The organism is Micromonospora sonneratiae (assembly GCF_042679305.1).
Lineage (GTDB): Bacteria > Actinomycetota > Actinomycetes > Mycobacteriales > Micromonosporaceae > Micromonospora_H > Micromonospora_H sonneratiae.
The window spans coordinates 17,420-42,546 of sequence record NZ_JBHTMP010000057.1; the positions used below are offsets into that span (position 1 = coordinate 17,420).

Here is a 25,127-nt window from a genome sequence, read left to right on the forward strand (position 1 = left end):
AACGGGTCAGCGCACGGCGATGCCGGCGAGCACGGTGTCGACCACCCGCTCGGGCAGGTCGGTGTCGTCGAGTGCGGCGTGCCAGCGCAGCAGGCGCTGGAGCAGCACCGGACCGGTCAGTAGCGACATGGTCAACTCGATGTCGAGATCGGCCCGCAACTCGCCGCGGGCCACGCCCCGGCGCAGCACGTCCCGCATCAGCTGCCGCCGTGGTTCGAGCATCTCCTGGTAGAGCCGGTACTGCTCAGGACTGCGGCGGATCTCGGGCACCAGGCACGGCATGATCCGGGTGGCCCGGGGGTCCTCGTGGGAACCGACCGGACCGAGCAGGGTGACGAGGTCGTCGCGGATCGAGTGGCCGGCGGGGACCGGCGGCGGTCCCTTGAGGGTGGCCAGCGCGTCGCGGAGCAGCGCTTCCTTGCCCACCCCGGCCCGGGCCGCGATCGCCTCGATGGCGAGGGTGTCGACGGTGCTGCCCTCGGCCAGCAGGTCCAGCACCGCCTCGATGATCGCCTCGTCGGCACGGCTGCTCCGCGGTCGGCCAGGCGACCGCGGAGCAGCCGGGTCAGACGTCATGTCAGACATTCTTCCCGACCTAGGAAGTCCGGGCCAGTTCCGCCTCCCCCGCCGGCTCGACCACGACCTGCGGTCGCGCGGTCCGGCCCGGCATCCACCGCAGCACCACCAGCACGCCGAGCGCGGCGACGACCGCCGAAAGCGCCGCCGCCACGTGCATGGCGGAGACGAACGCGTCGTTGGCCGCGACGATCACATCTGCACCGACTGCCCCCAACCGCTCGGCGGCGCCGTACGCGCCGGCGATCGACTCGTTGGCGGCGTCGCGGGCGGCATCGGGCAGACCGGTGGTGGTGGGCGCGATCTCGCTGCGGTAGACCCCGGCCAGTACCGAACCGAGGACCGCGACCCCGAGCGCCCCGCCGACCTGGCGGACGGTGTTGCTGACCGCCGACCCGACACCCGCCCGTTCCCGGGGCAGCGCCGACATGATCGACTCCATGGCCGGCGGCATGATGCTGGCCATCCCGGCGCCCTGGAGGAAGAAGACGATGGCGACGATCCAGATCGGCGTCTGCGCCCCGATGAAGGCGAACGCACCGAGGGTGATCGCCACCAGCACCAGCCCGACGGCCGAGACCGCCCGGGCACCGTACCGCCTGACCAGGGTGGCGCTGCCGGGCGCGAACATCAGCTGGGCGGTGGCGAACGGCAGGAACAGCAGTCCGGTCTCCAGTGGCGTGTAGCCACGTACCAGTTGCATGTAGAAGGCGCTGAAGAACATCATGCCCATCGACGCGAAGAAGACCAGCCCGACCACGGCGATCGGAGCCGCGAACCGGGGCACCCGGAACAGCCGGACGTCCAGCGACGGGTGCTCGATGCGCCGCTCGTAGGTGATGAACGCGACCAGCACGGCGAGTCCACCGACCATCGACGCCCAGACCAGCGGTCGATCGAATCCGTGCTCGCCACCGTCGATGATGCCGTACGAGAGGGCGACCAGCCCGACCACCGACAGCAGCACGCCGACCAGGTCGATCCGGCCCGGCCGGGGGTCCCGCGACTCGGGCACCAGCAGCGCCACCGCGACCAGCCCGACCAGCAGGACCGGCACGTTGATCAGGAAGACCGAACCCCACCAGTACTGCTCCAGCAGCAGGCCGCCGAGGATCGGGCCGATGGCGACGGCGAGTCCGACCGCACCGGACCAGATGCCGATGGCCCGGGCGCGTTCCCGGGGGTCGAAGACGTTGGAGATGATCGACAGGGTCACCGGCATGATCGCCGCGCCACCGACCCCCATCAACGCCCGGGCGGCGATCAGGTGGCCGGGCTCCTGGGAGTACGCGGACAGCAGCGAGGCCAGGCCGAAGACGGCCAGCCCGATCATGAGGAAGCGCTTACGACCGAACCGGTCGCCGAGGATCCCGAAGGTGAACAGCAGGCCGGCGAAGACCAGCGTGTACGAGTTGATCGACCATTCCAACTCGCCCTGGGTGGCGCCCAGTCCGTGCACCGGATCGGCGAGGGTGCGCAGCGCGACGTTGAGGATGGTGTTGTCCAGGACCACTACCAGCAGGCTGAGGACCAGCACTCCGAGGATGGTCCATCGGCGTGGATGTCCGGTGTTCTCGTGCGGCTCCATGCGTCCGCCGTTCTCCCCCCATGGCACCGTGCCGAATTACGGCACGGACAAGTTCCGTAACCGGGAGGACGTTACAAGACAGGGAAGCGATACGGAACCGTCTCGTATCGTATGTGACGCGGCCCACCGGGCGCGAGTAGGCGGCCCACCGGGCGCGAGTAGGCGGCCCACCGGGCGCGAGTAGGCGGCGTTACCGGGCGCGAGTAGGCGGCGCAGCGGCCCCGGGCGTGGCCCACCAGCCCCGGCTGGCCGGGCTAGCGGATGTTGCCGGTGTGCCCCAACGAGTACCGGCCGGGCTGTGGCCAGATCGTCAGTCCGTGCGGGCCACGTCCGACCGGGATCCGGGCCAGGAGACGACCGTCGTCGGTGCTCATCGCGTAGACCTCGTCGTGGAAGCGGCCGGAGAGCCAGAGCACCTTGCCATCGGCGGACACGCCGCCCATGTCCGGGCTCCCACCACCGGGAATCCGCCAGGTCGTGGTCGGCTTGAGCGTCGCCAGATCGAGTACGGTGACACTTCCCTCGCCCCGGTTGGTCACGTACGCGACCCGTCCGTCCCGGCTGAAGTAGATGCCGTGCGCCCCCTCCCCGGTGGGGATGAAGTCGGGCGCTCTGGTGGCCGCCGAGTCGAAGACGTAGATCCCGTCGGCGTTCATGTCGGCCACCAGGAAGTGCCGGCCGTCCGGGGTGAGTCGGGTGTCCTGCGGCATTCCGTCCGGCACCACGTTCAGATCGAACTGTCGCACCTTCTCATACGTGACCGCGTCGAGCACCAGCATCCGGTTGGCGAACTCGCAACTGAACAGCATGGTCTTGCCGTCGGCCGAATAGTCCATGTGGTTGATGCCGGCGCACTCCGGGAACTCCACCGACTTCGTACGCTGCCACCTTCCCAGGTCGTAGAAGTCCAGGCGCTTGTACGCCTCGGCCACCACGATCGCCTGCTTGCCGTCGGGCGTGAAGTAGAGGTTGTAGACGTCCTCCAGGTTCATGAACTCGCCCGGCTTGCCGGTGCGCGGATCGATCGGAACCAGGCCACCGTCGGGTATGCGGCTGGAGGCGACGTAGAGCGTCCGCATGTCGTACGACGGCACGACGTGCTGGGGTTCCGGCCCACCGGCGAACTTGTCCACCACCCGGTAGGTGGCGGGATCGATCACGTACACGTCGTCGCTGATGGTGTTGGGCACGTAGATCAGCGGCTTGTCCTGGCGTACCTGCTCGAGCAGCATGTCCGGCCCGGCGGCGGCGTAGACGTTGGCGTTGGCCAGATAGGCGGGCATGCCGGCGATCAGCTCGTTGGCCGGTACCGGAGGGTTGCCCTTCGCACCGGCCGACTCCTCCGGTCCCGGGCTTCGCTCGGTACAGCCGGCCACCACGGACAGCACGCCCGCCAGAACTACGGCGATGCCCCTCTTCACCCTGGTCACAGCTTCCGACTTTACTAACGAATCACCTCCTTTCTCCCATTTCCCGACTATCAGCCCCGCAACCAGTTGGCCCTGTTGCCCCTTCCTCAGTCGCACTATGTACGACATGTCAGGTCAGCGCACCGTCCAACCTGCGCAACCGGCCCATCGGCCCGGCCGGATCAGTCGGACAGCCTGTCTGCGACGGTGATGCATCGAGCAGCTAGAACGGATAGCAAGTTCAGTGTCGGCACCACGGGGGAGTTCAGCCGCAACCAGCTCACACGGGTGAGGAGGACGGTTGTCCCACTTCGGCGTAGTGATTCCGACCCACCAGGGTTCACGGCTGCTGGTCCGCAGCATGACGTCCCTGGCCCGACAACGCTTCACCGGCAAGCTTGCCGTCGTTGTCGCGGTGAACGACAGTCGGGCGGACAGTTTCGCCCAGGCTCAGCGGCTCGCCCCCATGCTCACCGCCACCGGAGCGGCGTGCACCGTGATCCGTACCCCGCCGGGGCGCGGCGCCGCATTCGATGCGGCGGACCGGCACCTGCCCCCCGCACCTCGGCTCTACCTCGACCAGGACGCCACCCTCTCGCCCCGGGCCATCGCGGACCTCGCCGAGGCCCTCGCCCCCGGCACCGGTGTGCACTTCGCCGTACCGGTGCTGCGCCTGGCACCACCGCAGAGCCTGGTGTCCCGGGCCTACTACCGGGTCTGGCGCGAGTTGCCCTACGTCCGACGCTCCCCGGTCACCTTCGGCGCGTACGCGGTGTCCGAGCAGGGACGGCGTCGGTGGGGCGAGTTCCCCCGGCTGCACTCGGACGACAAGTGGGTACGTTGGCACTTCGCCCCGCACGAGCGCCGGATCGTCGAATCCGCCAGCTACGAGGTCGTGGTGCCGGACGGGTTGGCCGCGCTGGTACGGGCCCGCTGTCGTTACCACCGGGGCAACCGGGAACTCGTGACCGCAGCCAAGCTGCCGCCCCACCCGGACGACTTCGCCCGCTACCACGGCGCGCTGCGCAGCCTGGTCACCACCCCGGCACGGTGGCCGGCCGCAGCGGTGTTCCTCGCGGTGCACGGCATGGTGGCGCTGCTCCACGGCCGGCCCGGGATGCGGTGACGGTGCCGGGACCATCGGGACCGGGCGGCCCCGTACCGTCGCCCGCCTCGCGGCTGCTCGACGTCGTCGTACCGGCACACGACGAAGAGACACTGATCGGCGGCTGTCTACGGGCCGTGCTGCGCGACGCCACCGGCATCGACCTGCGCATCATCGTGGTGGCGAACGGTTGTACCGATGGCACGGCGGACGCCGTCCGCGCGGTCGGCAAGGACCTCGACACGGATCCGCCGTCGAGCGTGGCCGGGTTTGCTCCGCCGAGCCGACGGCAGATCCTGCTGGTCGAAATGCCGGTGGCGGGAAAGGCAGGCGCGCTGAACGCCGGCGACCGGCATCGGCGCGGCTGCCCGACGATCTATCTGGACGCGGACACCGTACTGACCCCGGGCACGCTGGATGCCCTGCTGACCGCGCTGGAGGCCGGTACGGCACCACGCCTGGTCGCCCCCCGACCCGTGCTGGTACGCCCGGCGGACCGCCTGGGCCGCGACTTCGCGGCGGTGTGGCTCAACCTGCCCGCGGTGGCCGGTCAGGTCGTCGGGGCGGGCTGCTACGCGGTGAACGTCGCCGGCCGGGCCCGCTGGGACACGTTCCCGGAGCTGACCGCCGACGACGCGTACGTCCGGTCGCGGTTCACGCCCGACGAACGGCTGCTGGTCGGGCCGGGCGGCTTCCTGCTGGTGCTGCCCCGCTGGCGCGAACTGATCGGGGTGGCCGACCGCTGGCGGCGGGGCAACAGCGAACTCACGGCACTGCCCGACCCCGGTCCCGCTGCCGGATCCGTGACCGCCTCGCCAGCCGCCGGAACCGGTCGTAACCTCGCCGTCGTGGCGGCCCGGCCCGGGCTCTGGCCGCACCTGCCGGGGTTCCTGCTGGTGAACTTCGCTGGCCGGCTACGCCGACGACGACGCTGGGCACGAGCCGACGGGCTGCGCGCGGCCGGTCCGCCCGGTCCACGGCCCGGCATCGTGCCGACGGTCGACGTCGTGGTCACCCACCGGCATCCGGCGGCCCTCGACCGATGCCTGGCCAGCCTCCGTTCGTCCTGGGCCCGGCTACACGTCACCGTGGTCCAGACGGCTCCGGTGCGGGATCCCGCCGTACTCGCCACGGCTGTGGAGCAGGCCGGTCGACCGGGGCACGGGGACTACCTGCTCCTGGTCGACTCCACCGTCGAACTGGCCGCCGGTGCCCTCGACGAACTCCTCGCCCTGGCCACCCGCTTCCCCGCCGCCGGGCTGTACGCCGGTCGCCCGGTCCACCGCCGACCCGACCAGGTACGCGTTGCGCGGAGGCCCCCCGGCGGGCTGCTGCTCGTCGACCGGGCGCTGTGGCACCGGTTGTCCGGCCCCACCGGGCGGCAGCACCACTGGTGGTGGCGGATCCGGCCCGATCGCGTCCGCCTCGACCTGCGCCGGAACCACCACCGGAGCCTCCACCGGGACTTCTTCCGGGACCTCCACCGCCGGGCCGGACGGCTGGGCGCGACCCCGATGTACACACCGTCGGCCGGCTACCGGCAAAGCGACCGGCCAGTGCCCCCGGAACCGTCCGCTTGACCATGACCCCGTGGCAGGGTCCACGGTGGGAGGAGAGGCCAGATCCTCGCCCGGTCGGTCCGACCACCGTCGGGCTGACCGGTCAGCCGACCGCCGCCATGATCTCGTCGGAGACGTCGAAGTTGCCGTAGACGTTCTGCACGTCGTCGGAGTCCTCCAGCACGTCGATCAGCTTGAAGATCTTGCGGGCGCCCTCCTCGTCGAGCGGCACCGTCACGCTGGGGATCAGGGACGACTCCGCCGACTCGTAGTCGATGCCGGCGTCCTGGAGAGCGGTACGGACCGGGATCAGGTCGCCCGGCTCCGAGACCACCTCGAACGCCTCACCGAGGTCGTTGACCTCCTCGGCACCCGCGTCGAGCACGGCCATCATCACGTCGTCCTCGGTCGTCCCCGCCTTGGGGACGATCACCACACCCTTGCGGGAGAACATGTACGACACCGAGCCGGCGTCGGCCAGCGAACCACCGTTACGGGTCAGCGCGGTACGCACCTCGGTGGCGGCCCGGTTGCGGTTGTCGGTCAGGCACTCGATGAGCAGGGCGACACCGTTCGGGCCGTAGCCCTCGTACATGATCGTCTGGTAGTCGGCGCCGCCGGCCTCCAGGCCGGAGCCCCGCTTGACCGCGCGATCGATGTTGTCGTTGGGGACCGAGCTCTTCTTCGCCTTCTGGATGGCGTCGTACAGGGTCGGGTTACCCGCCGGGTCACCACCGCCGGTGCGGGCCGCCACCTCGACGTTCTTGATCAACTTAGCGAACATCTTGCCGCGCTTGGCGTCGATGACCGCCTTCTTGTGCTTGGTCGTCGCCCACTTTGAGTGGCCGGACATGGATGACCTCCGTTGCTACCCCGACTCGGCGTCACCCTCCACGTCCCCCGACACCCCTCGCTGATTTCCACCGGGGTCGATCGCAAGACCTCGGCGTCCGTGGGGCGGATAGAGTGATCGCGGCCAGGTTCGGCTCCCGAAACGGGCCAATCTTACCGGCGGCTGGTTACTCCGTGACCCCGCCACCACCGCGGCCCCGTTGGTGCTGCGGGGTACTACGCCGCATTCCGGACGAGATCCACGAAGTAGCGGTGCACCCGGAGGTCACCGGTCAGCTCCGGGTGGAAGGCGGTGGCCAGCAGGTTTCCCTGCCGTACCGCGACGACCCGGCCAGCCGCCGGCCCCTCGGTGACCCGGCCCAGCACCTCCACCCCGTCGGCCACCCGTTCGACCCACGGCGCACGGATGAAGACGGCGTGGAACGGCGGCCCGGACACCCCGGTGATCTCCACCGGTGCCTCGAACGAATCGACCTGCCGACCGAACGCGTTGCGACGCACGGTCATCTCGATCCCGTCGAAGCCCCGCTGGTCGGGTCGCCCGTCGAGCACCTCGGTGGCCAGCATGATCATGCCGGCGCACGAGCCGTAGACCGGCATACCGTCGCCGATCCGCTCACGGATCGGGTCCCGTAGCCCGAACACGTCAGCCAGCTTGCTCATCGTCGTCGACTCACCGCCGGGAATGACCAGGCCGTCGACCTGGTCCAGTTCCTCGCGACGGCGGATCGGACGGGCGGTCACGCCACTGGCGTCCAACGCGTTCACGTGCTCACGTACGTCGCCCTGCAGGGCGAGCACCCCGATGACCGGTTGACCACTCACGTTTCACAACCCCCTAGGTGGTACGGCTGATCCGGCGCAAGCCGGTGTCCCACCCCAGCAAGGTGCGCCTGGTCCGGGCAGACCAGGCGCACCTGAGGGGCGATTCGGACCGGTCGGTGTCGGTCCGGGCTACCCGACTCGCAGTGGTCGACTCACCAGCCGCGCTCGGCCAGCCGGTGCGGGACGGGGATGTCGTCGACGTTGATGCCGACCATCGCCTCGCCCAGGCCACGCGACACCTTGGCCAGCACGTCCGGGTCGTCGTAGAAGGTGGTCGCCTTGACGATCGCGGCGGCCCGCTGTGCCGGGTTGCCGGACTTGAAGATCCCGGAACCGACGAAGACGCCCTCGGCGCCGAGCTGCATCATCATCGCGGCGTCGGCCGGGGTGGCGATACCACCGGCGGTGAACAGGACCACCGGCAGCTTGCCCGTCTCGGCGACCTCCTTGACCAGCTCGTACGGGGCCTGCAGCTCCTTCGCCGCGACGTACAGCTCGTCGGCGGGCAGGGAGGTGAGCCGACGGATCTCATCGCGGATCTTGCGCATGTGCATGGTGGCGTTGGACACGTCACCGGTGCCCGCCTCGCCCTTGGAACGGATCATCGCGGCGCCCTCGGTGATCCGGCGCAGCGCCTCGCCCAGGTTGGTCGCCCCGCACACGAACGGCACGGTGAAGGCCCACTTGTCGATGTGGTTGGCGTAGTCGGCCGGGGTCAGCACCTCGGACTCGTCCACGTAGTCCACGCCGAGGGCCTGAAGCACCTGGGCCTCGACGAAGTGGCCGATGCGGGCCTTGGCCATGACCGGGATGGAGACGGCGTTGATGATCCCGTCGATCATGTCGGGGTCGCTCATCCGGGACACGCCACCCTGGGCGCGGATGTCGGCCGGTACGCGCTCCAGCGCCATCACCGCGACCGCGCCGGCGTCCTCGGCGATCTTCGCCTGATCGGGGGTGACCACGTCCATGATCACACCACCCTTGAGCATCTCGGCCATCCCGCGCTTGACGCGGGCGGTGCCGACGACAGGCGTGGCGGGGGTGTTGGCAGCAGGCTGCACGGCGGATTCGGACACGGCGTTTTCGCTCCTCAGAGACGGTCGGGGCAGCTCGGTCCCGATGCTACTTCGCCGCAACCGCCCTGGCCGACAGCCAATCGACCCTCCGGTGGCCTGCACTGTGGCAACGCTCACCCGGCCGCGCAGCACGGCACGCCCTTGACAACGCTCGCCGGTACGGCAGGGATCCCCGGTGCGGCGGGGATCACGCCACCGACAGGTGCGCCGGTGTCAGGGTCGGATCGTCGACGTCGAAGTAGTGCGGGCGGTCGTGCTTGCGGGACATCCGCAGCAGCCGTACGATCGGCCGCCGACGGACAGACAGCGCATCGCGTACCAGATCGGTATGTACCTGGCGGGCGAGCGCCAACCGGCGGCTGGCCGCGACCACCGCCTCGGCCGACTGGTCGTCCGGAGCCAGTGGGGTGCTCCGCAACTGGCGGGTGAGATCGTTCTCCGCCGCCTCCCGCTCGTCCGGACCCGCGTCGAGCGCGATCCGGGCCGCCGCGTACAACTCCACCGAATAGCGTTCCTCGGCCAGCACCGCCGCTGCCGCCGCCCGACGCAGCAGGTGTGCGTCAAGCGCCCGGGCGGCGGACGCGACCCGCAGATGGAGCCGGTCCACCCGGGCCGCCGTCCAGGCCAGATACACCGAGCCCAGGACAACCACGGCGACAACGCCCACCACCCACCACATGCCCGGCATCGTAGTGTCGCTCCCCATTCCGCTCCACGAGTGCGCATCTGCGCCTCGACGCTGCTCCGACCGTGCCACCCGCGGTCCTGGTCAGCGCGGTCCGGTCCACTCCTCGTCGATCACCCGGCCGTTGGTGGCCTCGATCGCCGTCTCGTATACCTCAAGAACCCGGCGGGCAACCACCGGCCAGTCGAACGACGCCACCACCTGCTTACCGCATGCCGACAACTCGGCCCGGCCGGCCGGATCATCCAACAGTTCGGCCAGCGCCCGCTGGAGCGCCACGGGATCACCGGTGGTGAAGAGGCGACCCGCGCGCCCACCGTCCAGTACCCGGCGGAACGCGTCAAGATCGCTGGCCACCACTGTCGTACCGGCCGCCATCGCCTCGGTGAGGATCATTCCGAACGACTCGCCACCGATGTTCGGGGCAACGTAGAGGTCCACGCTGCGTAGCATCCGCGCCTTGTCCTCCTCGGAGACCATGCCGAGAAAGGTGATCCGGTCCCGTAACGCGGGTGGTACCCCCTCGTGCAGGTCCGCCACATCGCCCGGCCCGGCCACCAGCAGACGCAGTCCGGGCCGTTGCGCGGCCAGCGCCACGAACGCCTCCCGAAGCACCGGGAAACCCTTGCGCGGTTCGGTGAACCGGCCCAGGAACCCCAGTGTGCCGCCCTCCCCCAGGCCGCACGGCCCGGGCCAACCGGGCAGCGCCGGCGCATCGGCGAACTTGGCCACCGCGACCCCGTTTGGGATCTCCACCGCACCCCCGTCCAGGTGCTCGACCTGGACCTTCCGGGCCAACGCGCTGACCGCGATCCGACCGGTGATCCGTTCCAGCACCAACTGCAGAATGCCCTGGGCGGCGGCCAACGCCTTGGATCGGGTCATCGCGGTATGGAAGGTGGCCACCACCGGTCCCCGGGAGGACAGAACGGCCAGCAGGGACAGGCTGAGCACGAACGGCTCATGGACGTGCAGCACGTCGAAGTCGCCCCGGGCCAGCCAGCGGCGTACCCGGGCGGTGGAGACCGGGCCGAACGTGATCCGGGCCACCGAGCCGTTGTAACGGACCGGAACCGACCGGCCGGCCGGCACCACGTACGGCGGATGCGGACCGTCCTCGTCCGCCGGGGCCAGCACGCTGACCTGGTGGCCGAGGCCGATCAACGCCTCGGCGAGATCCATGATGTGGTTCTGCACCCCACCCGGCACGTCGAAGGAGTACGGGCACACGATGCCGATGCGCACTGCGCCCCTCCCCCTCAGGCCGGCCCGGGTGTGGTCGGCGGACTCACCGCGGTCGACTCTCCCGGTAGCGGACCCGGGATCGGGTCTCCCACCTGCGTGCCCACCACGGACGCCTCGACCGGGGACGCTGGTGTCCCTGTCGAGTCGAGCCACATCCGCTGCAACATGTGCCAGTCTTCCGGATGGCGGGCGATGCCGGCGGCCAGCCGATCCGCCACGCGCTGGGTGAGCAGCCGAACCCGTTGGTCGAGTGACCCGCTGTCCGGATCGGGCACGTCGAGCGGGCCCTCCAGCACGCCACACGCCGCGTCCGGTTCATACCACAGCGACGCGACGTAGAGCGGCGCTCCGGTACGGATCGCCAGCAACGCCGGACCGGCCGGCATCCGGGTACGGCCGTCGAAGAAGTCCACCTCGACGCCCCGCGCCGACATGTCCCGGTCGGCCAGCAGCGGCACCACGTGACCGGCCCGCACCCGGTCGACCAGCACTTCGAACGGCGGTCGGTCACCACCGGTGGCCGGAACGATCTCCATTCCCAGGCCCTGCCGGAACGCGAGGAAGCGCTCGTAGATCGCCTCGGGCTTGAGCCGCTCGGCGACCGTGGTCAACGGCCAGCCCATGGCGGCCACCCAGGCCCCCGCCGCGTCCCAGTTACCGGAGTGCGGCAGCGCGATCACCGCTCCCCGACCGGCGGCGACGTCGGCGGCCAGCAGTTCCTCCCCCTGTAGGCGGAACCCCTGGCGTACCTGCGCCCGGGACAGCGACGGCAGGCGGAACGCCTCCATCCAGTACCGGGCGTAGGAGCGGAGTGCCCGCCGGGTCAACTCGTCGAACTCGGCGGGCGGCAGCTCCGGGCCGACCACCCGGCGCAGGTTCGTGGCGAGTCTCGCCGTACCCTTGCCGCCCTTGCGGTGGGCGTAGTCGGCGCCCGCCCGGAAGGCCGCCGCCGCTACCGGCCGGGGCAGCAGCCGGACGAGCCGCCAGCCGGCGAGGTAGCCGAGTTCGACCGGGTTCATGCGTCGACGCCCATCTCGGCCCGCTGGGCCTGGCGGTGGACGTGGGCGATCCGCTGCCCGACGGTGATCACCGACAGGACCGCCAGCACCCAGAGCGCCGCGGTGAGCCCCCAGTCGACGACCGCGCTGAGCAACGCGCCGACACCGACGGCGATCAGCCGCTCGGTACGTTCGGCGAGGCCGACGTTGCAGGTCATCCCGAGGCCCTCGGCCCGCGCCTTGACGTACGAGACGACCTGACCGGCAACCAGACAGATGACGGCCGCCACCACTCCCCAGGAGTCGCCCTGGGTGGCCAGCCAGTAGGTCACCGAACCGAAGATGGCCCCGTCGGCCACCCGGTCCATGCTCGAATCCAGGAAGGCACCGAACTTCGTGGCACCGCCACGCATCCGGGCCATCGTCCCATCGAGCAGATCGGTGAGCGCGAACAGGGTCACGATGAGTGCGCCTGCCACGAGGTGCCCTCGGGCACCGAAGCCGATCGCGCCGATGAGCACACCGACGGTACCCGCCACCGTGACCGCGTTCGGGGACACCCCGCTACGCAGCAGGCCGCGGGCGACCGGCTCGACAACGCGGGTCATGCCCGCTCTGGCCGACACTTGGAAGATCTTCGCCATGGCGGTCTCACGATAACGGGCGCCGCCCGGCGGCGGCACGCACGGTGGTCCCTACTTCGCGTCGTGACGTTGTAGACAGCCCGGCGCTTACTTCGTGTCGTGGGGTTGTGCACAGCCCGGCACGGGTGTGGGATCTCAATGGGGGCGTGAGGCACCTCACCCGGCTACCCCGCACGTTCCCGGCACCCAACAGGCCACCCGAGGATATCGCCGCAGGAATCGCCCGGCAGGTTCCCCGTCGCGCGCGGCGGTCGCCACCATCCAACGGCAGAGGGAGGTGCGCCCGAATGGCGCAGAAGAATCAGGAGAGGGGATCCACCGGCCCGACGCCGGTGGTCACCGAGCCCGGCATGGTCCGCAACGTGGTGCTCGTCGGCCACTCCGGTGCCGGCAAGACGACCCTGGTCGAGGCGCTCCTGGCCATGACCGGCGCGGTCAGCCGCGCGGGCACTGTCGCGGACGGCACCACGGTCAGCGACCACGACCCCGCCGCGATCCGCCAGCAACGCTCGGTAAGCCTGGCCTGCGCGCCGATCGTGCACAACGACGTGAAGATCAACCTGTTGGACACTCCCGGCTATGCGGACTTCGTCGGGGAGCTGCGGGCCGGCCTGCGGGCCGCCGACGCCGCCCTGTTCGTCGTATCGGCCGTGGACGGCATGGACGCGGCCACCGTCGCCCTGTGGGAGGAGTGCGCCTCGGTCGGGATGCCCCGGGCTGTCGCCGTCGCCCGGTTGGATCATCCGCGAGCGGACTTCGACGAGACGGTGGCCCTGTGCCAGCGGGTCTTCGGCGACAACGTGCTCCCGCTCTACCTGCCGATGCTCGGTGACGACGGGGTCTCCGTCGCCGGACTGCTGGGGCTGGTCACCCGCCGGGTCTTCGACTACTCGGCCGGTCCGGTGGTCGTACGGGAGCCGGACCCGGAGCACCTGCCCGCCATCGCCGAGTCACGGGACGAGCTGATCGAGGGCATCATCGCCGAGAGCGAGGACGAGACCCTCATGGACCGCTATCTCAGCGGCGAGGAGATCGACGTCCAGTTGCTGATCACCGATCTGGAGAAGGCGGTCGCCCGGGGCCACTTCTACCCCGTGGTGCCGGTGTGCGCCGAGACCGGGGTCGGGCTCGACCGCCTGCTGGCGGTGCTGACCGAGGGGTTCCCCTCGCCGCTGGAGCACGAACTGCCCGCCGTCACCGGGGTGGACGGCTCGCCGAGACCGCCGCTGGCCTGCGACCCGGACGGGCCGCTGGTCGCCGAGGTCGTGAAGACCACCATCGACCGGCACGTCGGCCGGGTGTCGCTGGTCCGGGTCTTCTCCGGCACCCTACGACCGGAGCAGACCGTACACGTGTCCGGGCACGGCATGGCGGAGCGTGGCCACCCCGACCACGACGCCGACGAGCGGATCGCCCACATCTACTCGCCGCTGGGTGCGGCCCTGCGCGAGGTGTCGGCGTGTCTGGCCGGTGACCTCTGCGCGATCACCAAGTCCGGGACCGCCGAGACCGGTGACACCATCTCCACCAAGGAGAACCCGCTGCTGATCGCGCCGTGGGACATGCCGGAGCCGCTGTTGCCGGTGGCGGTGGTCGCCAAGACCCGCTCCGACGAGGACGCCCTGGCCAAGAACCTGGCCCGGCTGGTCGCCGGCGACCCGACCCTGCGTCTGGAGCGCAACCCGGAGACCCACCAACTGGTGCTGTGGTGCATGGGCGAGGCGCACGCCGACGTGGTGCTGGACCGGCTTCGCGCCGGTGGGGTCGACCTGGACACCGAACCGGTACGGATCGCGCTGCGGGAGACGTTCGCCGCCGGTTCCAAGGGTCACGGCCGGCACGTCAAGCAGTCCGGTGGACACGGTCAGTACGCCGTGTGCGACATCGAGGTGGAGCCGCTGCCCAGGGGCAGCGGCTTCGAGTTCGTCGACCGGGTGGTCGGCGGCGCGGTGCCGCACAACTACATCCCGTCGGTGGAGAAGGGCGTACGCACCCAGATGGAACGGGGCATCGTCGCCGGCTACCCGGTCGTCGACCTGCGGGTGACCCTGTTCGACGGCAAGGCGCACAGCGTCGACTCCTCCGACGCGGCGTTCCAGACCGCCGGTGCCCTGGCGCTACGTGACGCGGCCGAGAAGGGGCAGATGACCCTCCTCGAACCGGTGGACAACGTGGTCATCAAGGTCCCCGACTCGTTCGTCGGCGCGGTGATGAGCGACCTGTCCGGCCGACGCGGCCGGGTCCTCGGAACCGAGCCTGACGAGAGTGGTGAGCGGACCCTGGTCCGGGCCGAGGTTCCCGCCACCGAGCTGCTGCGGTACGCGGTCGAGCTGCGCTCGATGACCTCGGGTACGGGCAGCTTCCGCCGCGAGTTCGCCCGCCATGATCCGATGCCCACCCACCTCGCCGACCAGGCCCGCAAGGTCGCGATGACCAGGGAGTGACTCGGGCGTGTCGCCGGCGTGTCGGGGTGCGGGTACCTGATCACCAGGATCTTGGGCACCTCGCCCCGGCAGAGGCGACACCGGTGGCCCGGTCAGCCGACCCAGGTGGACGGGGACACTGACGGTCATTGCTGGCGAGCGCTTCCGACGCGCGCCCGGGACGGGCGCGTTCGAGGGGCTCGCCAGACTGGTCGACGCGAGGGCCGGCGGCCCCGAGGCGACGATCAGGTCGGCCAGACGTCGGCCAGCAGGTCACGGGTGTCGGCCAGCAACTGGGGCAGCACCTTGGTCTGGCCGATCACCGGCATGAAGTTGGAGTCGCCGCCCCACCGGGGCACCACGTGCTGGTGCAGATGGGCAGCGATGCCGGCGCCGGCCACCCCACCCTGGTTCATTCCGATGTTGAACCCGTGCGCGTTGCTGACCTGCCGGATCACCCGCATCGCGGTCTGCGTCGCGGCCCCCAGCTCGGCGGTCTCGGCCGGATCCAGGTCGGTGTAGTCGGGCACGTGGCGGTACGGGCAGACCAACAGGTGCCCGGGGTTGTACGGATAGAGGTTGAGCACGACGAAGACGTGCTCCCCCCGGGCGACCACCAGGCTCTCCTCGGCGGGCCGCCCGGGCGCCAGGCAGAACGGACAGCCAGCCGGTTGCTCGTAACCACCAGCGGGCCGGTCACCCCCCGAGATGTAGGTCATCCGATGCGGCGTCCAGAGCCGCTCCAACCCGTCCGCCATGCTGGTGCCCGCGTCCCGTTCCACCCCTGTCACATCGCCGATCCTACGGTTCGGCGAATACACCGGCGCCCACCCGTCGCCGGCCTGCCCGGGAGTCCCGTCCGGACGAGTCGCTCGAAATGATGTCCACGAATGAAGACTCTTGACCGTCAATTGTCAGCGCGATGAAGCTTTTATTCATTTCCAGCATGACATCGATCGATGGAGGACTCCGTGGTTCGACGTATGAAACCCATGCTCAGGCGCATCGGCAGACTCCTGGCTGCCGGTGTTCTCACCGCCGCCACCGCGCTGGTCGGTGTCGTCGCCACCGGCTCACCCGCGCAGGCTGACGGCTGCTACACCTGGGGGCGTGCCCTCACCTACGGAATGACCGGTGAGGATGTACGGCAACTCCAGATCCGCATCTCCGGCTACCCGGGCTACAACTCGGTCCTGGCGCTCGACGGCTCGTTCGGGCCCGCCACCCGGTCCGCCCTGATCCGGTTCCAGCAGGCGTACGGCCTGTCCGCCGACGGTGCGGCCGGTCCGCAGACGTTCAGCAAGCTGTACGCCCTGCAGGACAACGACTGCACCCCGATCAACTTCACCTACCCCGAGTTGAACGGCTGCAACAGCACCTGGTCCGGCGGGGCGGTAGCCGCCGGCACGGCCCGGTTCAACGCGCTGGTGTCGATGTGGAAGCTGCAGGCGCTCCGACACGCGCTCGGTGACCAGTCGATCCGGGTCACCAGCGGATTCCGCAGCTATTCGTGCAACAGTGCGGTCGGTGGCAGCGCGAACAGCCGCCACCTCTACGGTGACGGGGTCGACCTGGGTGCCGGACCCCACTCCCTGTGCCGCCTCGCCCAGCAGGCCCGTTACCACGGCTTCCGGGAGATCCTCGGTCCGGGTTACACCGGGCACGGTGACCACGTCCACGTTTCCAACTCGCCGGTCCGGCTCTGGTCCGCCCCCAACTGCGGGGTCTGACCTGCCAGAAGCGCCAGGAAGGACCCCTTCTTCCACAAAGGGGTCCTTCCTGACATCACCTACTCGGCGGTCGGACCGGCATTCGTCCGGGACCGAACCACCTCGACGACGTGCGCCACCGCCTCGGCCAACGGCACCCCGTTGCGCTGCGAGCCGTCCCGGTACCGGAACGACACCGTACCGGCCTCGACATCGGCGTCACCGGCGATCGCCATGAACGGGATCTTCTGCTGCTGGGCGTTACGGATCTTCTTCTGCATCCGGTCGTCGGAGGCGTCGACGTCGGCCCGGACCCCCTCGGCCCGCAGCGCCGCCACGAACTCGTCCAGGTAGCCGGTGTGCTCCTCCCGGATCGGGATGCCGACCACCTGAACCGGCGCCAGCCAGGCCGGGAACGCCCCGGCGTAGTGCTCGGTGAGCACCCCGAGGAAGCGCTCGATCGAGCCGAACTTCGCCGAGTGGATCATCACCGGCTGCTGCCGGGTGCCATCCGCCGCCTGGTACTCCAGCCCGAACCGGGCCGGCTGGTTGAAGTCGTACTGGATGGTCGACATCTGCCAGGTCCGGCCGATGGCGTCCCGGGCCTGCACGGAGATCTTCGGACCGTAGTAGGCCGCGCCACCCGGATCGGCAACCAGCTCCAGGCCGGTCTCCAGGGCGACCTCCTCCAGCACCCGGGTCGCGTTCTCCCACTCCTCGTCCGAACCGATGAACTTGTCCGACTTCGGGTCCCGGGTCGAAAGCTCGATGTAGAAGTCGTCCAGGCCGAAGTCGCGCAGCAGCCCGAGGATGAAGTTGAGCAGGTGCCGGATCTCGCCCGGGGCCTGCTCCGGGGTGACGTACGAGTGCGAGTCGTCCTGGGCGAAGCCGCGCACCCGGGTCAGGCCGTGCACCACGCCGGACTTCTCGAAACGGTAGACCGAGCCGAACTCGAACAGCCGCAGCGGCAGGTCCCGGTACGACCGCCCGCGCGCGCGGTAGATCAGGTTGTGCATCGGGCAGTTCATCGCCTTGAGGTAGTAGGCGCTGCCCTCCAGCTCCATCGGCGGGAACATCGTTTCGGCGTAGTACGGCAGGTGGCCGGAGGTCTCGAAGAGCCCCTGCTTGGAGACGTGCGGGGTGCCGACGTACTCGAAGCCCTCCTCGATGTGGCGGGCCCGGACGTAGTCCTCCATCTCCCGCTTGATCACCCCACCCTTGGGGTGGAAGACCGGCAGGCCCGAGCCGAGTTCGTCGGGGAAGCTGAACAGGTCCAGATCGCGGCCGAGCTTGCGGTGGTCGCGGCGGGCCGCCTCCTCCAGCAGCTTCAGGTACGCCTTCAGCGCGTCCCGGGTCGGCCAGGCGGTGCCGTACACCCGCTGTAGCTGCGGGTTCTTCTCCGAGCCGCGCCAGTAGGCGGCGGCCGAGCGCATCAGCTTGAACGCCCCGATCAGGCGGGTGCTCGGCAGGTGCGGCCCCCGGCACAGGTCCGACCAGCAGACCTTGTCCTCGTTGGCGGCGAGGTTGTCGTAGATGGTCAGCTCACCACCGCCGACCTCCATCACCTCGCCGGCGTCGAGCCCGACACCGACCCCGGCATCGGCGCCCTTGACGTCGACCAGCTCCAGCTTGTACGGCTCGGCGGCCAGCTCGGCCTTCGCCTCGTCCAGGCTCTCGAACCGGCGCCGCCGGAACCGCTGCCCGGACTTGATGATCTCCTGCATCCGCTTCTCGAGCTTGGCGAGATCCTCGGGCTGGAACGGCTTGTCGACCGCGAAGTCGTAGTAGAAGCCGTTGTCGATCGCCGGGCCGATGCCGAGCTTGGCCTCGGGGAAGATGTCCTGCACGGCCTGGGCGAGTACGTGGGCGGTGGAGTGCCGCAGCACGTTGAGCCCGTCCGGCGAGTCGATGGCGACCGGCTCTACCGGGGTGTCGCTGTCGGGCACCCAGTCCAGGTCACGCAGCCCACCTTCGGGGTCGCGGACCACCACGATCGCGGTCGGGCCGCTGGTGGGCAGGCCCGCCGCGGCCACCGCGTCGGCCGCCGTCGTCCCGGCCGCGACGACGACGGGGTCGGTCACGACAGGGGTACGGGGTGATGACACGGTGACTCCTTCGTTGGGAACACAGCGCGGGCGGCACCCGCACTTCGGCTCCTGCGATGCTATCGGTCCGGTTTTCTTCACCTCGCGCCGATGCGGCCGTTAGATTGACGCGGTGGGACCGTCGGACGTGGTCAACGCCCTGCAACGCAGGTACGCGACATACTTCGCCACCCGGCCGGCAATGCCGTTCGCGGTGGGCACGGCCGGTTCACCGGCGCACGTATTCGGCAGTGGCGATCCACTGTTCACCATCACCATCACCGACCCGAGAGGCGCGAAGGCCCTCGCCGGGCTGGACCAGTTCGGGGTGGCGGTCGCCTATCTACAGGGCTGGCTCGACGTCGAGGGTGACCTTGCCGCCGCGCTGAGGATGCGCGGCTTCTTCCCCGACTTCCACCCGCTGTCGTGGCTGGGCCGGTTCCTGCCGGCGCTGCTGCGCGGTGGGCGTCACGAGGACGACCGTCGGACGATCTCCCACCACTACGACGAGGACTCCGAGTTCTTCCTCACCTTCCTCGACACCCGGCACCGCTGCTACACCGAGGGGGTCTTCGTCTCCGACGACGAGCCGCTCGAGGACGCGATGACCCGGAAGATGGACCTCGCCCTGGATGCCATCGCGGTCCGACCGGGCGACCATGTCCTGGAGGTCGGCGGGGGCTGGGGCGCCTTCGCCGAGCATGCCGCCCGCCGCGGGATCAACGTCACCACGACCACGCTGTCCCGGGAGTCCGAACGCTTTCTCACCGAACTCTTCGAACGTGAGAACCTGCCGGTACGGGTGGTCCGCCAGCACATCTTCGGCTACTCCGCCGACCGGCGGTACGACGCGATCGTCAACATGGGCGTCACCGAGCATCTGCCCGACTACCGGACCACCCTGCGCAAGTACGCCGAGCTGCTACGCCCGGGTGGGCGGGTCTACCTGGACGCACTGGCGATGCGCCGCAAGCACATCGCGTCGACGTTCATGAAGCGGTACATCTATCCCGGGGCGTCGGCCCCACTGCTGCTGCACCAGTACCTGCGTCAGGTGGCCCACTCGCCGTTCGAGTTGCTCAGCCTCGCCGACGATCGCCACAACTACTACCTGACCTGCCGGGAGTGGGCCAAGCGGCTCGACGCGGCCCAGGAGAAGATCGTGGCGAACTGGGGTGAGCCGCTCTATCGCCGCTTCCGGCTCTTCCTGTGGGGATCCGCGGCCGGCTTCGACACCGGGCTGGTGCAGGCGTACCGCTGGATCCTCCGTCTCCCCTGACCGGGTTTAGCTGCCGCCGACGGGGCTATACCGCCACGTACCGCTGTGACCTCGTGGCCGGTCGTGCCTGTCGTGCCCCCAGTGTCCGGTGGTGGCTTCGGTGACGTCGTGCCTGCTGTGACGTACTTGCAGAGGGGGACCGATGGCAGTTCCGACCGAGGAGTTCTTCAGCGCGATCAACCAGCGCCGAATCGATCGGCTACCCAGAAGCGTCGAAGGAACACTCCGGTTCGACCTCGCGACCGATGCGGGTCTGGATCGCTGGTTCGTCACCCTGAACGACCAGAACGTGTGGGTCTCGCAGGAGGCAGATCGGGAAGCCGACTGCGTCGTACGTGGTGATCGGACGGCGTTCGACCAGATCGTCAGCGGGGAGACGCAACCGGCGGCGGCGGTGCTGCGGAACGAGATCTCATCGCAGGGTGAGCTGGAGCTGTTCATCAATTTCCTTCGCCTCATTCCCGGGCCACCCGTCGCCCGCCATCCCCGGGCAATGGTGAACGCGGAGAGGAAGCAGCCATGAACGAGGATCTTGTCAGCATCATCGACGGCAGCAGCTTCGTGGTCAGTGACAAGAGCGGGGACATCGACGCCTCCCCCAGCGTGCCGACCGGCATGTTCCTGTACGACACACGCTTCCTGTCCAAGTGGCATCTCACGATCGACGGCGAGCGGCTCAACCCGCTTTCCGTCGACGACATCCAGTATTTCGAGACCCGGTTCTTCCTCGTACCGGGGGAACCGACCCACTACGTCGACGCGAAGATCTCGGTGATCCGGCAGCGCACCATCGGCGGCAGTTTCAACGAGGTGTTGACGATCCTCAACCACAAGAACGAACCAGCCGAACTCACCGTCCGGGTGGAGGCGGCCAGTGACTTCGCGGACCTCTTCGAAATCAAGGACATCCAGCACAAGAAGGGAAAGTCCTACACCCGGGTCGAGGGCAACCTGCTACGGCTCGGCTACCAGCGAGAAAGGTTCCGACGCGAGACCCTGATCACGTCGAGCCAACCCGCGCAGGTCGACGAGCAGGGCCTGACGTTCACCGTACGGATCGAGGCCCACGACAGTTGGCACACCGAGCTTCAGGTCAACACCCGGGTCGAGGCTGCGGGTGGACGGGACATCCGCGAGGGGATACGCCACAACCCGGACTGGGTCAAGGCCACCATGCAGGAGAAGCTGGACCGGTGGCTGGCCGATGCGCCCGTCCTGAACTGTGACAACAAGCAACTGTCGGCCGCGTACCAGCGCAGTCTGGTCGACCTCGCCGCCCTGCGCTACCAGCCGCTGGGCGCGACCGGCCAGACCATGCCCGCCGCCGGTCTGCCCTGGTTCATGGCGCTGTTCGGGCGGGACAGCGTCTTCACCAGTCTCCAGGCGCTTCCGTACATCCCCGAACTCGCCGAGACGACGCTGCGCGTGCTGTCACTGCTGATCGGTACCCGACTGGACGACTTCCGCGACGAGGAACCGGGCAAGATCCTCCACGAGATGCGTAACGGCGAGTCAGCGGCGTTCGAGGAGCAGCCGCACTCGCCGTACTACGGCAGCGCCGACAGCACCCCCCTGTTCCTCATCCTGCTCGACGAGTACGAACGCTGGACCGGCAACGGTGCACTGATCCGGGAACTGGAGACCGACGCCCGGGCAGCGCTGCACTGGATCGACGAGTACGGCGACATCCTCGGGAACGGCTACATCTGGTACGAACGCCGCAACACGAAGAACGGCCTGGAGAACCAGTGCTGGAAGGACTCCTGGGACGGGATCTCGTATCGGGACGGCCGCCTGCCGGCCTTCCCCAGAGCCACCTGCGAACTCCAGGGGTACGCGTACGACGCCAAACGGCGCTGTGCCCGGCTCGCCCGCCAGTTCTGGAACGACCCGGCACTCGCCGAGCGGTTGGAACGCGAGGCGGCCGAACTCAAGCAGCGGTTCCACCGCGACTTCTGGGTGGCCGACGGTGAGTACTACGCGGTCGGCCTCGACATCGAGGGCAATCCGGTGGACTCGCTCACCTCGAACATGGGGCACCTGCTGTGGAGCGGGATCCTCGACTACGAGCATGCGCAGAAGGTCGCCGCGCACCTGGTGGGGCCGAGGCTCTTCTCCGGCTGGGGGATACGCACCCTGGCCAAGGGCGAGGGACGGTACAACCCGGTCGGCTACCACGTGGGGACGGTCTGGCCGTTCGACAATTCGATCATCGCCTGGGGGTTGCGCCGGTACGGGTTCGCCGAGGAGGCGGGCCTGATCGCGGAAGGCATGATCGAAGCTTCGAAGTACTTCCACGGGCGCCTGCCGGAGGCGTTCGCCGGTTACGACCGGACCCTGACCAAGTATCCCGTCGAGTATCCGACCGCCTGCAGCCCGCAGGCCTGGTCCGCCGGAACCCCGCTGCTGTTGCTGGCCGTGATGCTCGGTCTGCAACCGTGTGAGGAACACCTTGTCGTCGTCCCGGCGCTGCCGAAGGAGATGGGCCGGATCGAGCTGTTGAACATTCCCGGGCGGTGGGGCCGGGTCGACGCGTTCGGACGGGGCCAGGTCGACTCGTCGTCACACCACCACCGGCACGCCCACTACCCGGTCTGATCCACGTTCCGGGGGCCACCGGAGCACCGTCGATCCGGCGACACCGGCCAACTCACCCGGGCGGTGCCACCGGGTGCCCGCGACGCACAGTACGGTCTCTACGTGGCCACGGTGCTCCTGGTAGAGGACGACCATGTCGTCCGAGGCGCAATGCTGCGTTCCCTGGCTGACCGCGGTCACTCGGTTCACGCGGTTGGTACTGCGCTCGACGCGCTGCGTCGGGTGGCCGCAGAGGTCCCGGACCTGGTCGTACTCGATCTCGGCCTACCGGACCTCGACGGCGCGGACGCGTTACGGATGCTACGGGGCATCACCGACGTACCGATCATCATCGCCACCGCCCGTGACGACGAGCAGGGGATCGTCCGGCTGCTCCGGGCCGGGGCGGACGACTACATGGTCAAGCCGTTCACCGGCGCGCACCTGGACGCCCGGATCACCACCGTGCTCCGGCGGGCCGGGCGGGCCAGTCGCGTCGTGCCGCCGGCGGTACACGAGGTGGGCGGGTTACGGATCGACGTCGGCGAACGCAGCGCCCAGCTCGACGGGGTGCCCCTGGCGCTGACCCGCAAGGAGTTTGACCTGCTGGCTTACCTAGCCGCACGACCTGGCCGGGTAGTCTCCCGGCGGGAGTTGTTGGAGGAGGTATGGCGGCAGCCATCGGTCGGCGAAGACCAGACAATCGACGTACATCTATATTGGCTTCGTCGCAAACTGGGCGAGTCCGCAGCGAAGCCCCGTTACCTGCACACCGTGCGGGGAGTCGGATTCCGGCTGGTGGCACCGGACTGAGGCGGGCCCTGGCCTACCTCGGGGCCGGCATGACCACCATCATCGCCCTGGCGTTCCTGATCCCGCTCGGCATCGTGCTCCAGCGCGAGGCCCGGGAGGAGGCGATCGCCGACGCCGCCGGCCGGAGCGCGACGGTGGCCGGCGCACTGCTGGTCAGCACCGAGCCGGCGACGCTCGACCGGGTGATCGACGCGACCGGCGGTGACCCCGCCGGTCGGCCGGTGGTGCACGGTCTGACCGCCAACGCCGCGCCCCGATCCGGTGGCGGGGACACAGCCGGCGACAGTCGGGCCCGATCCCGTGGCGAGGACGTGACGAGAGCCATCCAGGGGCGCACACCGCTCGTCGTCGACGTGCCCGGCGGGGTCGTCCGGCTGGAGCCGGTGCCGCTGACCGACCGGGTCGTGGTGGTCGAGGTCTTCGTCCCCGACGCGGTGTTGCACGAGGGTGCCGGCGGCACCTGGCTGATGCTGCTGGTCGTCGCGGTGGGCCTGGTGGTGGTCTCGGTGATCGTCGTGGATCGGCTGGCGGCCCGGGCGGTGGCCTCGGCCCGGGGCCTGGTCAAGGCCGCGCTGGCCGTCGGTGACGGTGACCTCGACGTACGGATCCAGCCCAGCGGGCCGCGCGAACTGGCCGAGGCGGGCTACGCCTTCAACCGGATGGCCGACCGGCTGGTCACCTCCCGAACCGACGAACGTGAACTGGTCGCCGACCTGTCCCACCGGCTGCGCACCCCGCTGACGGTGCTGCGGCTGGACGCCGACGCACTCGACTCCGACGACACCAGCGCCGGCTCGTTCAGCGATGCGGAACTCGACCGGAGGCGGACCATCCGACGGATCCGCCAGGCGATCGCCACGCTCGAAGGCGAGGTCGACGTCCTGATCAACACGACGCGGAAAACCGTCACGCAGGACACCGGACCGGCGATGTGCGACGTCAGCGAGGTGGTCCGCGACCGGATGGTGTTCTGGGCCGCGCTGGCCGGCGACCAGAACCGACCGCACAAGGTCCTCGGGGCGCAGCTGCGCATCCCCGTACGGGTCCCCCGGGCGGAACTCGCCGCCGCGTTGGACGCGGTGCTCGGCAACGTCTTCCGGTACACCCCGCAGGGCACCGCGTTCGAGGTGGTGGTCTCCCGGCGGGACGGCTACGTGGCGGTCCGGGTGGACGACGCTGGGCCGGGCATCGCCGACCCGGACCGGGCGCTCCGCCGAGGGGCCAGTGATCAGGGCTCCACCGGCCTCGGACTCGACATCGCCCGGCGGGTCGCCCAACAGGCCAACGGCTCGGTGAGCATCGACCGGGCCCGGATGGGCGGTGCGAGCGTGGTGATGCTGTTGGCCGACGCGGAGGCAGCGCCACGCCAGATGAGCCGGTTCGGGCTGGTTGGCCGCCTGGCCCGGGAGCGGGATCCCGGCAACCGTCGTTGGCCCCGGCCCCGCGCTACGGACAATTGACCGGCGTCAGCAGCAACGGTCCACCCAATCTTTCCGCTCCAACAGGTCTGTCTTATTTCTGGCTTAACGCACTGTCGGCCACTTCCGTACGGTGGCAACATCGCTGTCGACCGAAATTGGTTTCGCCGGATAAACACCCTCATTCGCCTCACCGGTCCGGTGAAGCCATGCGCGCGGCGGGCTGCGGCCCTCAACCATAAGCGCCCGCCGCGCGCCC

20 protein-coding genes and 1 pseudogene are annotated in these 25,127 nt (G+C 69.6%); 9 read left to right on the forward strand and 12 right to left on the reverse strand.

The window, feature by feature from the left end:
- Nucleotides 1–6: 6 nt before the first annotated feature.
- The 3 genes from ACFQ4H_RS27095 to ACFQ4H_RS27105 all read right to left on the reverse strand — a co-directional run bounded on the left by ACFQ4H_RS27095 (nt 7) and on the right by ACFQ4H_RS27105 (nt 3,594).
- Nucleotides 7–585 (reverse strand): TetR-like C-terminal domain-containing protein, encoded by a 579-nt coding sequence (locus ACFQ4H_RS27095; RefSeq protein ID WP_377575914.1) that lies wholly within the window; start codon nt 583–585, stop codon nt 7–9.
- A 10-nt stretch (nt 586–595) separates the two neighbouring features.
- Nucleotides 596–2,164: an MFS transporter gene (locus ACFQ4H_RS27100; RefSeq protein WP_377575917.1), complete on the reverse strand. Its 1,569-nt coding sequence runs from the start codon at nt 2,162–2,164 to the stop codon at nt 596–598.
- 254 nt (nt 2,165–2,418) lie between these two features.
- Nucleotides 2,419–3,594 (reverse strand): YVTN family beta-propeller repeat protein, encoded by a 1,176-nt coding sequence (locus ACFQ4H_RS27105; protein WP_377575920.1) that lies wholly within the window; start codon nt 3,592–3,594, stop codon nt 2,419–2,421.
- 280 nt (nt 3,595–3,874) lie between these two features.
- On the opposite strand from ACFQ4H_RS27105, the gene ACFQ4H_RS27110 reads away from it, so the two are divergent.
- On the forward strand, nt 3,875–4,699 hold the full coding sequence (locus ACFQ4H_RS27110; protein ID WP_377575923.1) for a glycosyltransferase family 2 protein: 825 nt from the start codon (nt 3,875–3,877) through the stop codon (nt 4,697–4,699).
- Nucleotides 4,700–4,701: 2 nt separating this feature from the next.
- Nucleotides 4,702–6,258, forward strand: a complete 1,557-nt coding sequence (locus tag ACFQ4H_RS27115; RefSeq protein ID WP_377575925.1) for a glycosyltransferase family 2 protein — start codon at nt 4,702–4,704, stop codon at nt 6,256–6,258.
- Between the two features lie 82 nt (nt 6,259–6,340).
- Here ACFQ4H_RS27115 and ACFQ4H_RS27120 read toward each other — a convergent pair whose 3' ends face one another.
- From ACFQ4H_RS27120 to pgsA, 7 genes and pseudogenes are all read right to left on the reverse strand, one after another.
- Nucleotides 6,341–7,090 carry a YebC/PmpR family DNA-binding transcriptional regulator gene (locus tag ACFQ4H_RS27120; RefSeq protein WP_377575929.1) on the reverse strand — a complete coding sequence of 250 codons (750 nt, stop codon included), beginning with the start codon at nt 7,088–7,090 and terminating at the stop codon, nt 6,341–6,343.
- Between the two features lie 215 nt (nt 7,091–7,305).
- A complete protein-coding gene (pdxT, locus tag ACFQ4H_RS27125; RefSeq protein ID WP_377575932.1) occupies nt 7,306–7,914 on the reverse strand; it encodes a pyridoxal 5'-phosphate synthase glutaminase subunit PdxT in 609 nt (202 codons plus the stop codon).
- Nucleotides 7,915–8,066: 152 nt separating this feature from the next.
- Nucleotides 8,067–8,978, reverse strand: coding sequence for a pyridoxal 5'-phosphate synthase lyase subunit PdxS (pdxS, locus tag ACFQ4H_RS27130; protein ID WP_377575966.1), 912 nt, complete (start codon nt 8,976–8,978; stop codon nt 8,067–8,069).
- Nucleotides 8,979–9,180: 202 nt separating this feature from the next.
- A complete protein-coding gene (locus ACFQ4H_RS27135; protein ID WP_377575968.1) occupies nt 9,181–9,681 on the reverse strand; it encodes a hypothetical protein in 501 nt (166 codons plus the stop codon).
- A gap of 81 nt (nt 9,682–9,762) precedes the next feature.
- Nucleotides 9,763–10,923, reverse strand: coding sequence for a glycosyltransferase family 4 protein (locus ACFQ4H_RS27140; RefSeq protein WP_377575934.1), 1,161 nt, complete (start codon nt 10,921–10,923; stop codon nt 9,763–9,765).
- 89 nt (nt 10,924–11,012) lie between these two features.
- Nucleotides 11,013–11,942, reverse strand: a pseudogene (locus ACFQ4H_RS27145) (phosphatidylinositol mannoside acyltransferase); the annotation flags it as partial.
- Nucleotides 11,939–12,565, reverse strand: a complete 627-nt coding sequence (gene pgsA / locus ACFQ4H_RS27150) for a phosphatidylinositol phosphate synthase (RefSeq protein WP_377575940.1) — start codon at nt 12,563–12,565, stop codon at nt 11,939–11,941. The pseudogene ACFQ4H_RS27145 and the gene pgsA, both read right to left, overlap by 4 nt.
- Before the next feature lie 287 nt (nt 12,566–12,852).
- Between pgsA and ACFQ4H_RS27155 the strand changes: the two genes are divergently transcribed.
- Complete coding sequence (locus ACFQ4H_RS27155) at nt 12,853–15,009, forward strand: elongation factor G-like protein EF-G2 (RefSeq protein ID WP_377575942.1); 2,157 nt, start codon at nt 12,853–12,855, stop codon at nt 15,007–15,009.
- Nucleotides 15,010–15,233: 224 nt separating this feature from the next.
- On the opposite strand, the gene ACFQ4H_RS27160 is transcribed toward ACFQ4H_RS27155, so the two are convergent.
- A complete protein-coding gene (locus ACFQ4H_RS27160; RefSeq protein WP_377575971.1) occupies nt 15,234–15,746 on the reverse strand; it encodes an HIT family protein in 513 nt (170 codons plus the stop codon).
- A 225-nt stretch (nt 15,747–15,971) separates the two neighbouring features.
- On the opposite strand from ACFQ4H_RS27160, the gene ACFQ4H_RS27165 reads away from it, so the two are divergent.
- Nucleotides 15,972–16,718 carry a D-Ala-D-Ala carboxypeptidase family metallohydrolase gene (locus ACFQ4H_RS27165; protein ID WP_377575945.1) on the forward strand — a complete coding sequence of 249 codons (747 nt, stop codon included), beginning with the start codon at nt 15,972–15,974 and terminating at the stop codon, nt 16,716–16,718.
- 59 nt (nt 16,719–16,777) lie between these two features.
- Here ACFQ4H_RS27165 and thrS read toward each other — a convergent pair whose 3' ends face one another.
- Nucleotides 16,778–18,802 carry a threonine--tRNA ligase gene (gene thrS, locus ACFQ4H_RS27170; RefSeq protein WP_377575947.1) on the reverse strand — a complete coding sequence of 675 codons (2,025 nt, stop codon included), beginning with the start codon at nt 18,800–18,802 and terminating at the stop codon, nt 16,778–16,780.
- A 112-nt stretch (nt 18,803–18,914) separates the two neighbouring features.
- Between thrS and ACFQ4H_RS27175 the strand changes: the two genes are divergently transcribed.
- The 5 genes from ACFQ4H_RS27175 (at nt 18,915) to ACFQ4H_RS27195 (ending at nt 24,910) form a co-directional block, all read left to right on the forward strand.
- The gene (locus ACFQ4H_RS27175; RefSeq protein WP_377575950.1) at nt 18,915–20,060 is read left to right on the forward strand and encodes a class I SAM-dependent methyltransferase; all 1,146 of its coding nucleotides are present in this window, start codon (nt 18,915–18,917) and stop codon (nt 20,058–20,060) included.
- Between the two features lie 142 nt (nt 20,061–20,202).
- Nucleotides 20,203–20,583: an SCP2 sterol-binding domain-containing protein gene (locus ACFQ4H_RS27180; protein ID WP_377575952.1), complete on the forward strand. Its 381-nt coding sequence runs from the start codon at nt 20,203–20,205 to the stop codon at nt 20,581–20,583.
- Nucleotides 20,580–22,658, forward strand: a complete 2,079-nt coding sequence (locus tag ACFQ4H_RS27185; RefSeq protein ID WP_377575955.1) for an amylo-alpha-1,6-glucosidase — start codon at nt 20,580–20,582, stop codon at nt 22,656–22,658. The genes ACFQ4H_RS27180 and ACFQ4H_RS27185 overlap by 4 nt, the downstream gene beginning before the upstream one ends.
- 102 nt (nt 22,659–22,760) lie before the next feature.
- Nucleotides 22,761–23,450: a response regulator transcription factor gene (locus tag ACFQ4H_RS27190; RefSeq protein ID WP_377575958.1), complete on the forward strand. Its 690-nt coding sequence runs from the start codon at nt 22,761–22,763 to the stop codon at nt 23,448–23,450.
- A gap of 29 nt (nt 23,451–23,479) precedes the next feature.
- Nucleotides 23,480–24,910, forward strand: a complete 1,431-nt coding sequence (locus ACFQ4H_RS27195; protein WP_377575961.1) for a HAMP domain-containing sensor histidine kinase — start codon at nt 23,480–23,482, stop codon at nt 24,908–24,910.
- Nucleotides 24,911–25,127: the final 217 nt, after the last annotated feature.

Coding starts and splice junctions, on each gene's coding strand:
- ACFQ4H_RS27095 (WP_377575914.1), bottom strand. CDS start 585: ATGTCTGACATGACGTCTGACCCGGCTGCTCCGCGGTCGCCTGGCCGA.
- ACFQ4H_RS27100 (WP_377575917.1), bottom strand. CDS start 2,164: ATGGAGCCGCACGAGAACACCGGACATCCACGCCGATGGACCATCCTC.
- ACFQ4H_RS27120 (WP_377575929.1), bottom strand. CDS start 7,090: ATGTCCGGCCACTCAAAGTGGGCGACGACCAAGCACAAGAAGGCGGTC.
- ACFQ4H_RS27135 (WP_377575968.1), bottom strand. CDS start 9,681: ATGCCGGGCATGTGGTGGGTGGTGGGCGTTGTCGCCGTGGTTGTCCTG.
- pgsA (WP_377575940.1), bottom strand. CDS start 12,565: ATGGCGAAGATCTTCCAAGTGTCGGCCAGAGCGGGCATGACCCGCGTT.
- ACFQ4H_RS27155 (WP_377575942.1), top strand. CDS start 12,853: ATGGCGCAGAAGAATCAGGAGAGGGGATCCACCGGCCCGACGCCGGTG.
- ACFQ4H_RS27160 (WP_377575971.1), bottom strand. CDS start 15,746: ATGGCGGACGGGTTGGAGCGGCTCTGGACGCCGCATCGGATGACCTAC.
- ACFQ4H_RS27165 (WP_377575945.1), top strand. CDS start 15,972: ATGAAACCCATGCTCAGGCGCATCGGCAGACTCCTGGCTGCCGGTGTT.
- ACFQ4H_RS27180 (WP_377575952.1), top strand. CDS start 20,203: ATGGCAGTTCCGACCGAGGAGTTCTTCAGCGCGATCAACCAGCGCCGA.
- ACFQ4H_RS27185 (WP_377575955.1), top strand. CDS start 20,580: ATGAACGAGGATCTTGTCAGCATCATCGACGGCAGCAGCTTCGTGGTC.
- ACFQ4H_RS27195 (WP_377575961.1), top strand. CDS start 23,480: ATGACCACCATCATCGCCCTGGCGTTCCTGATCCCGCTCGGCATCGTG.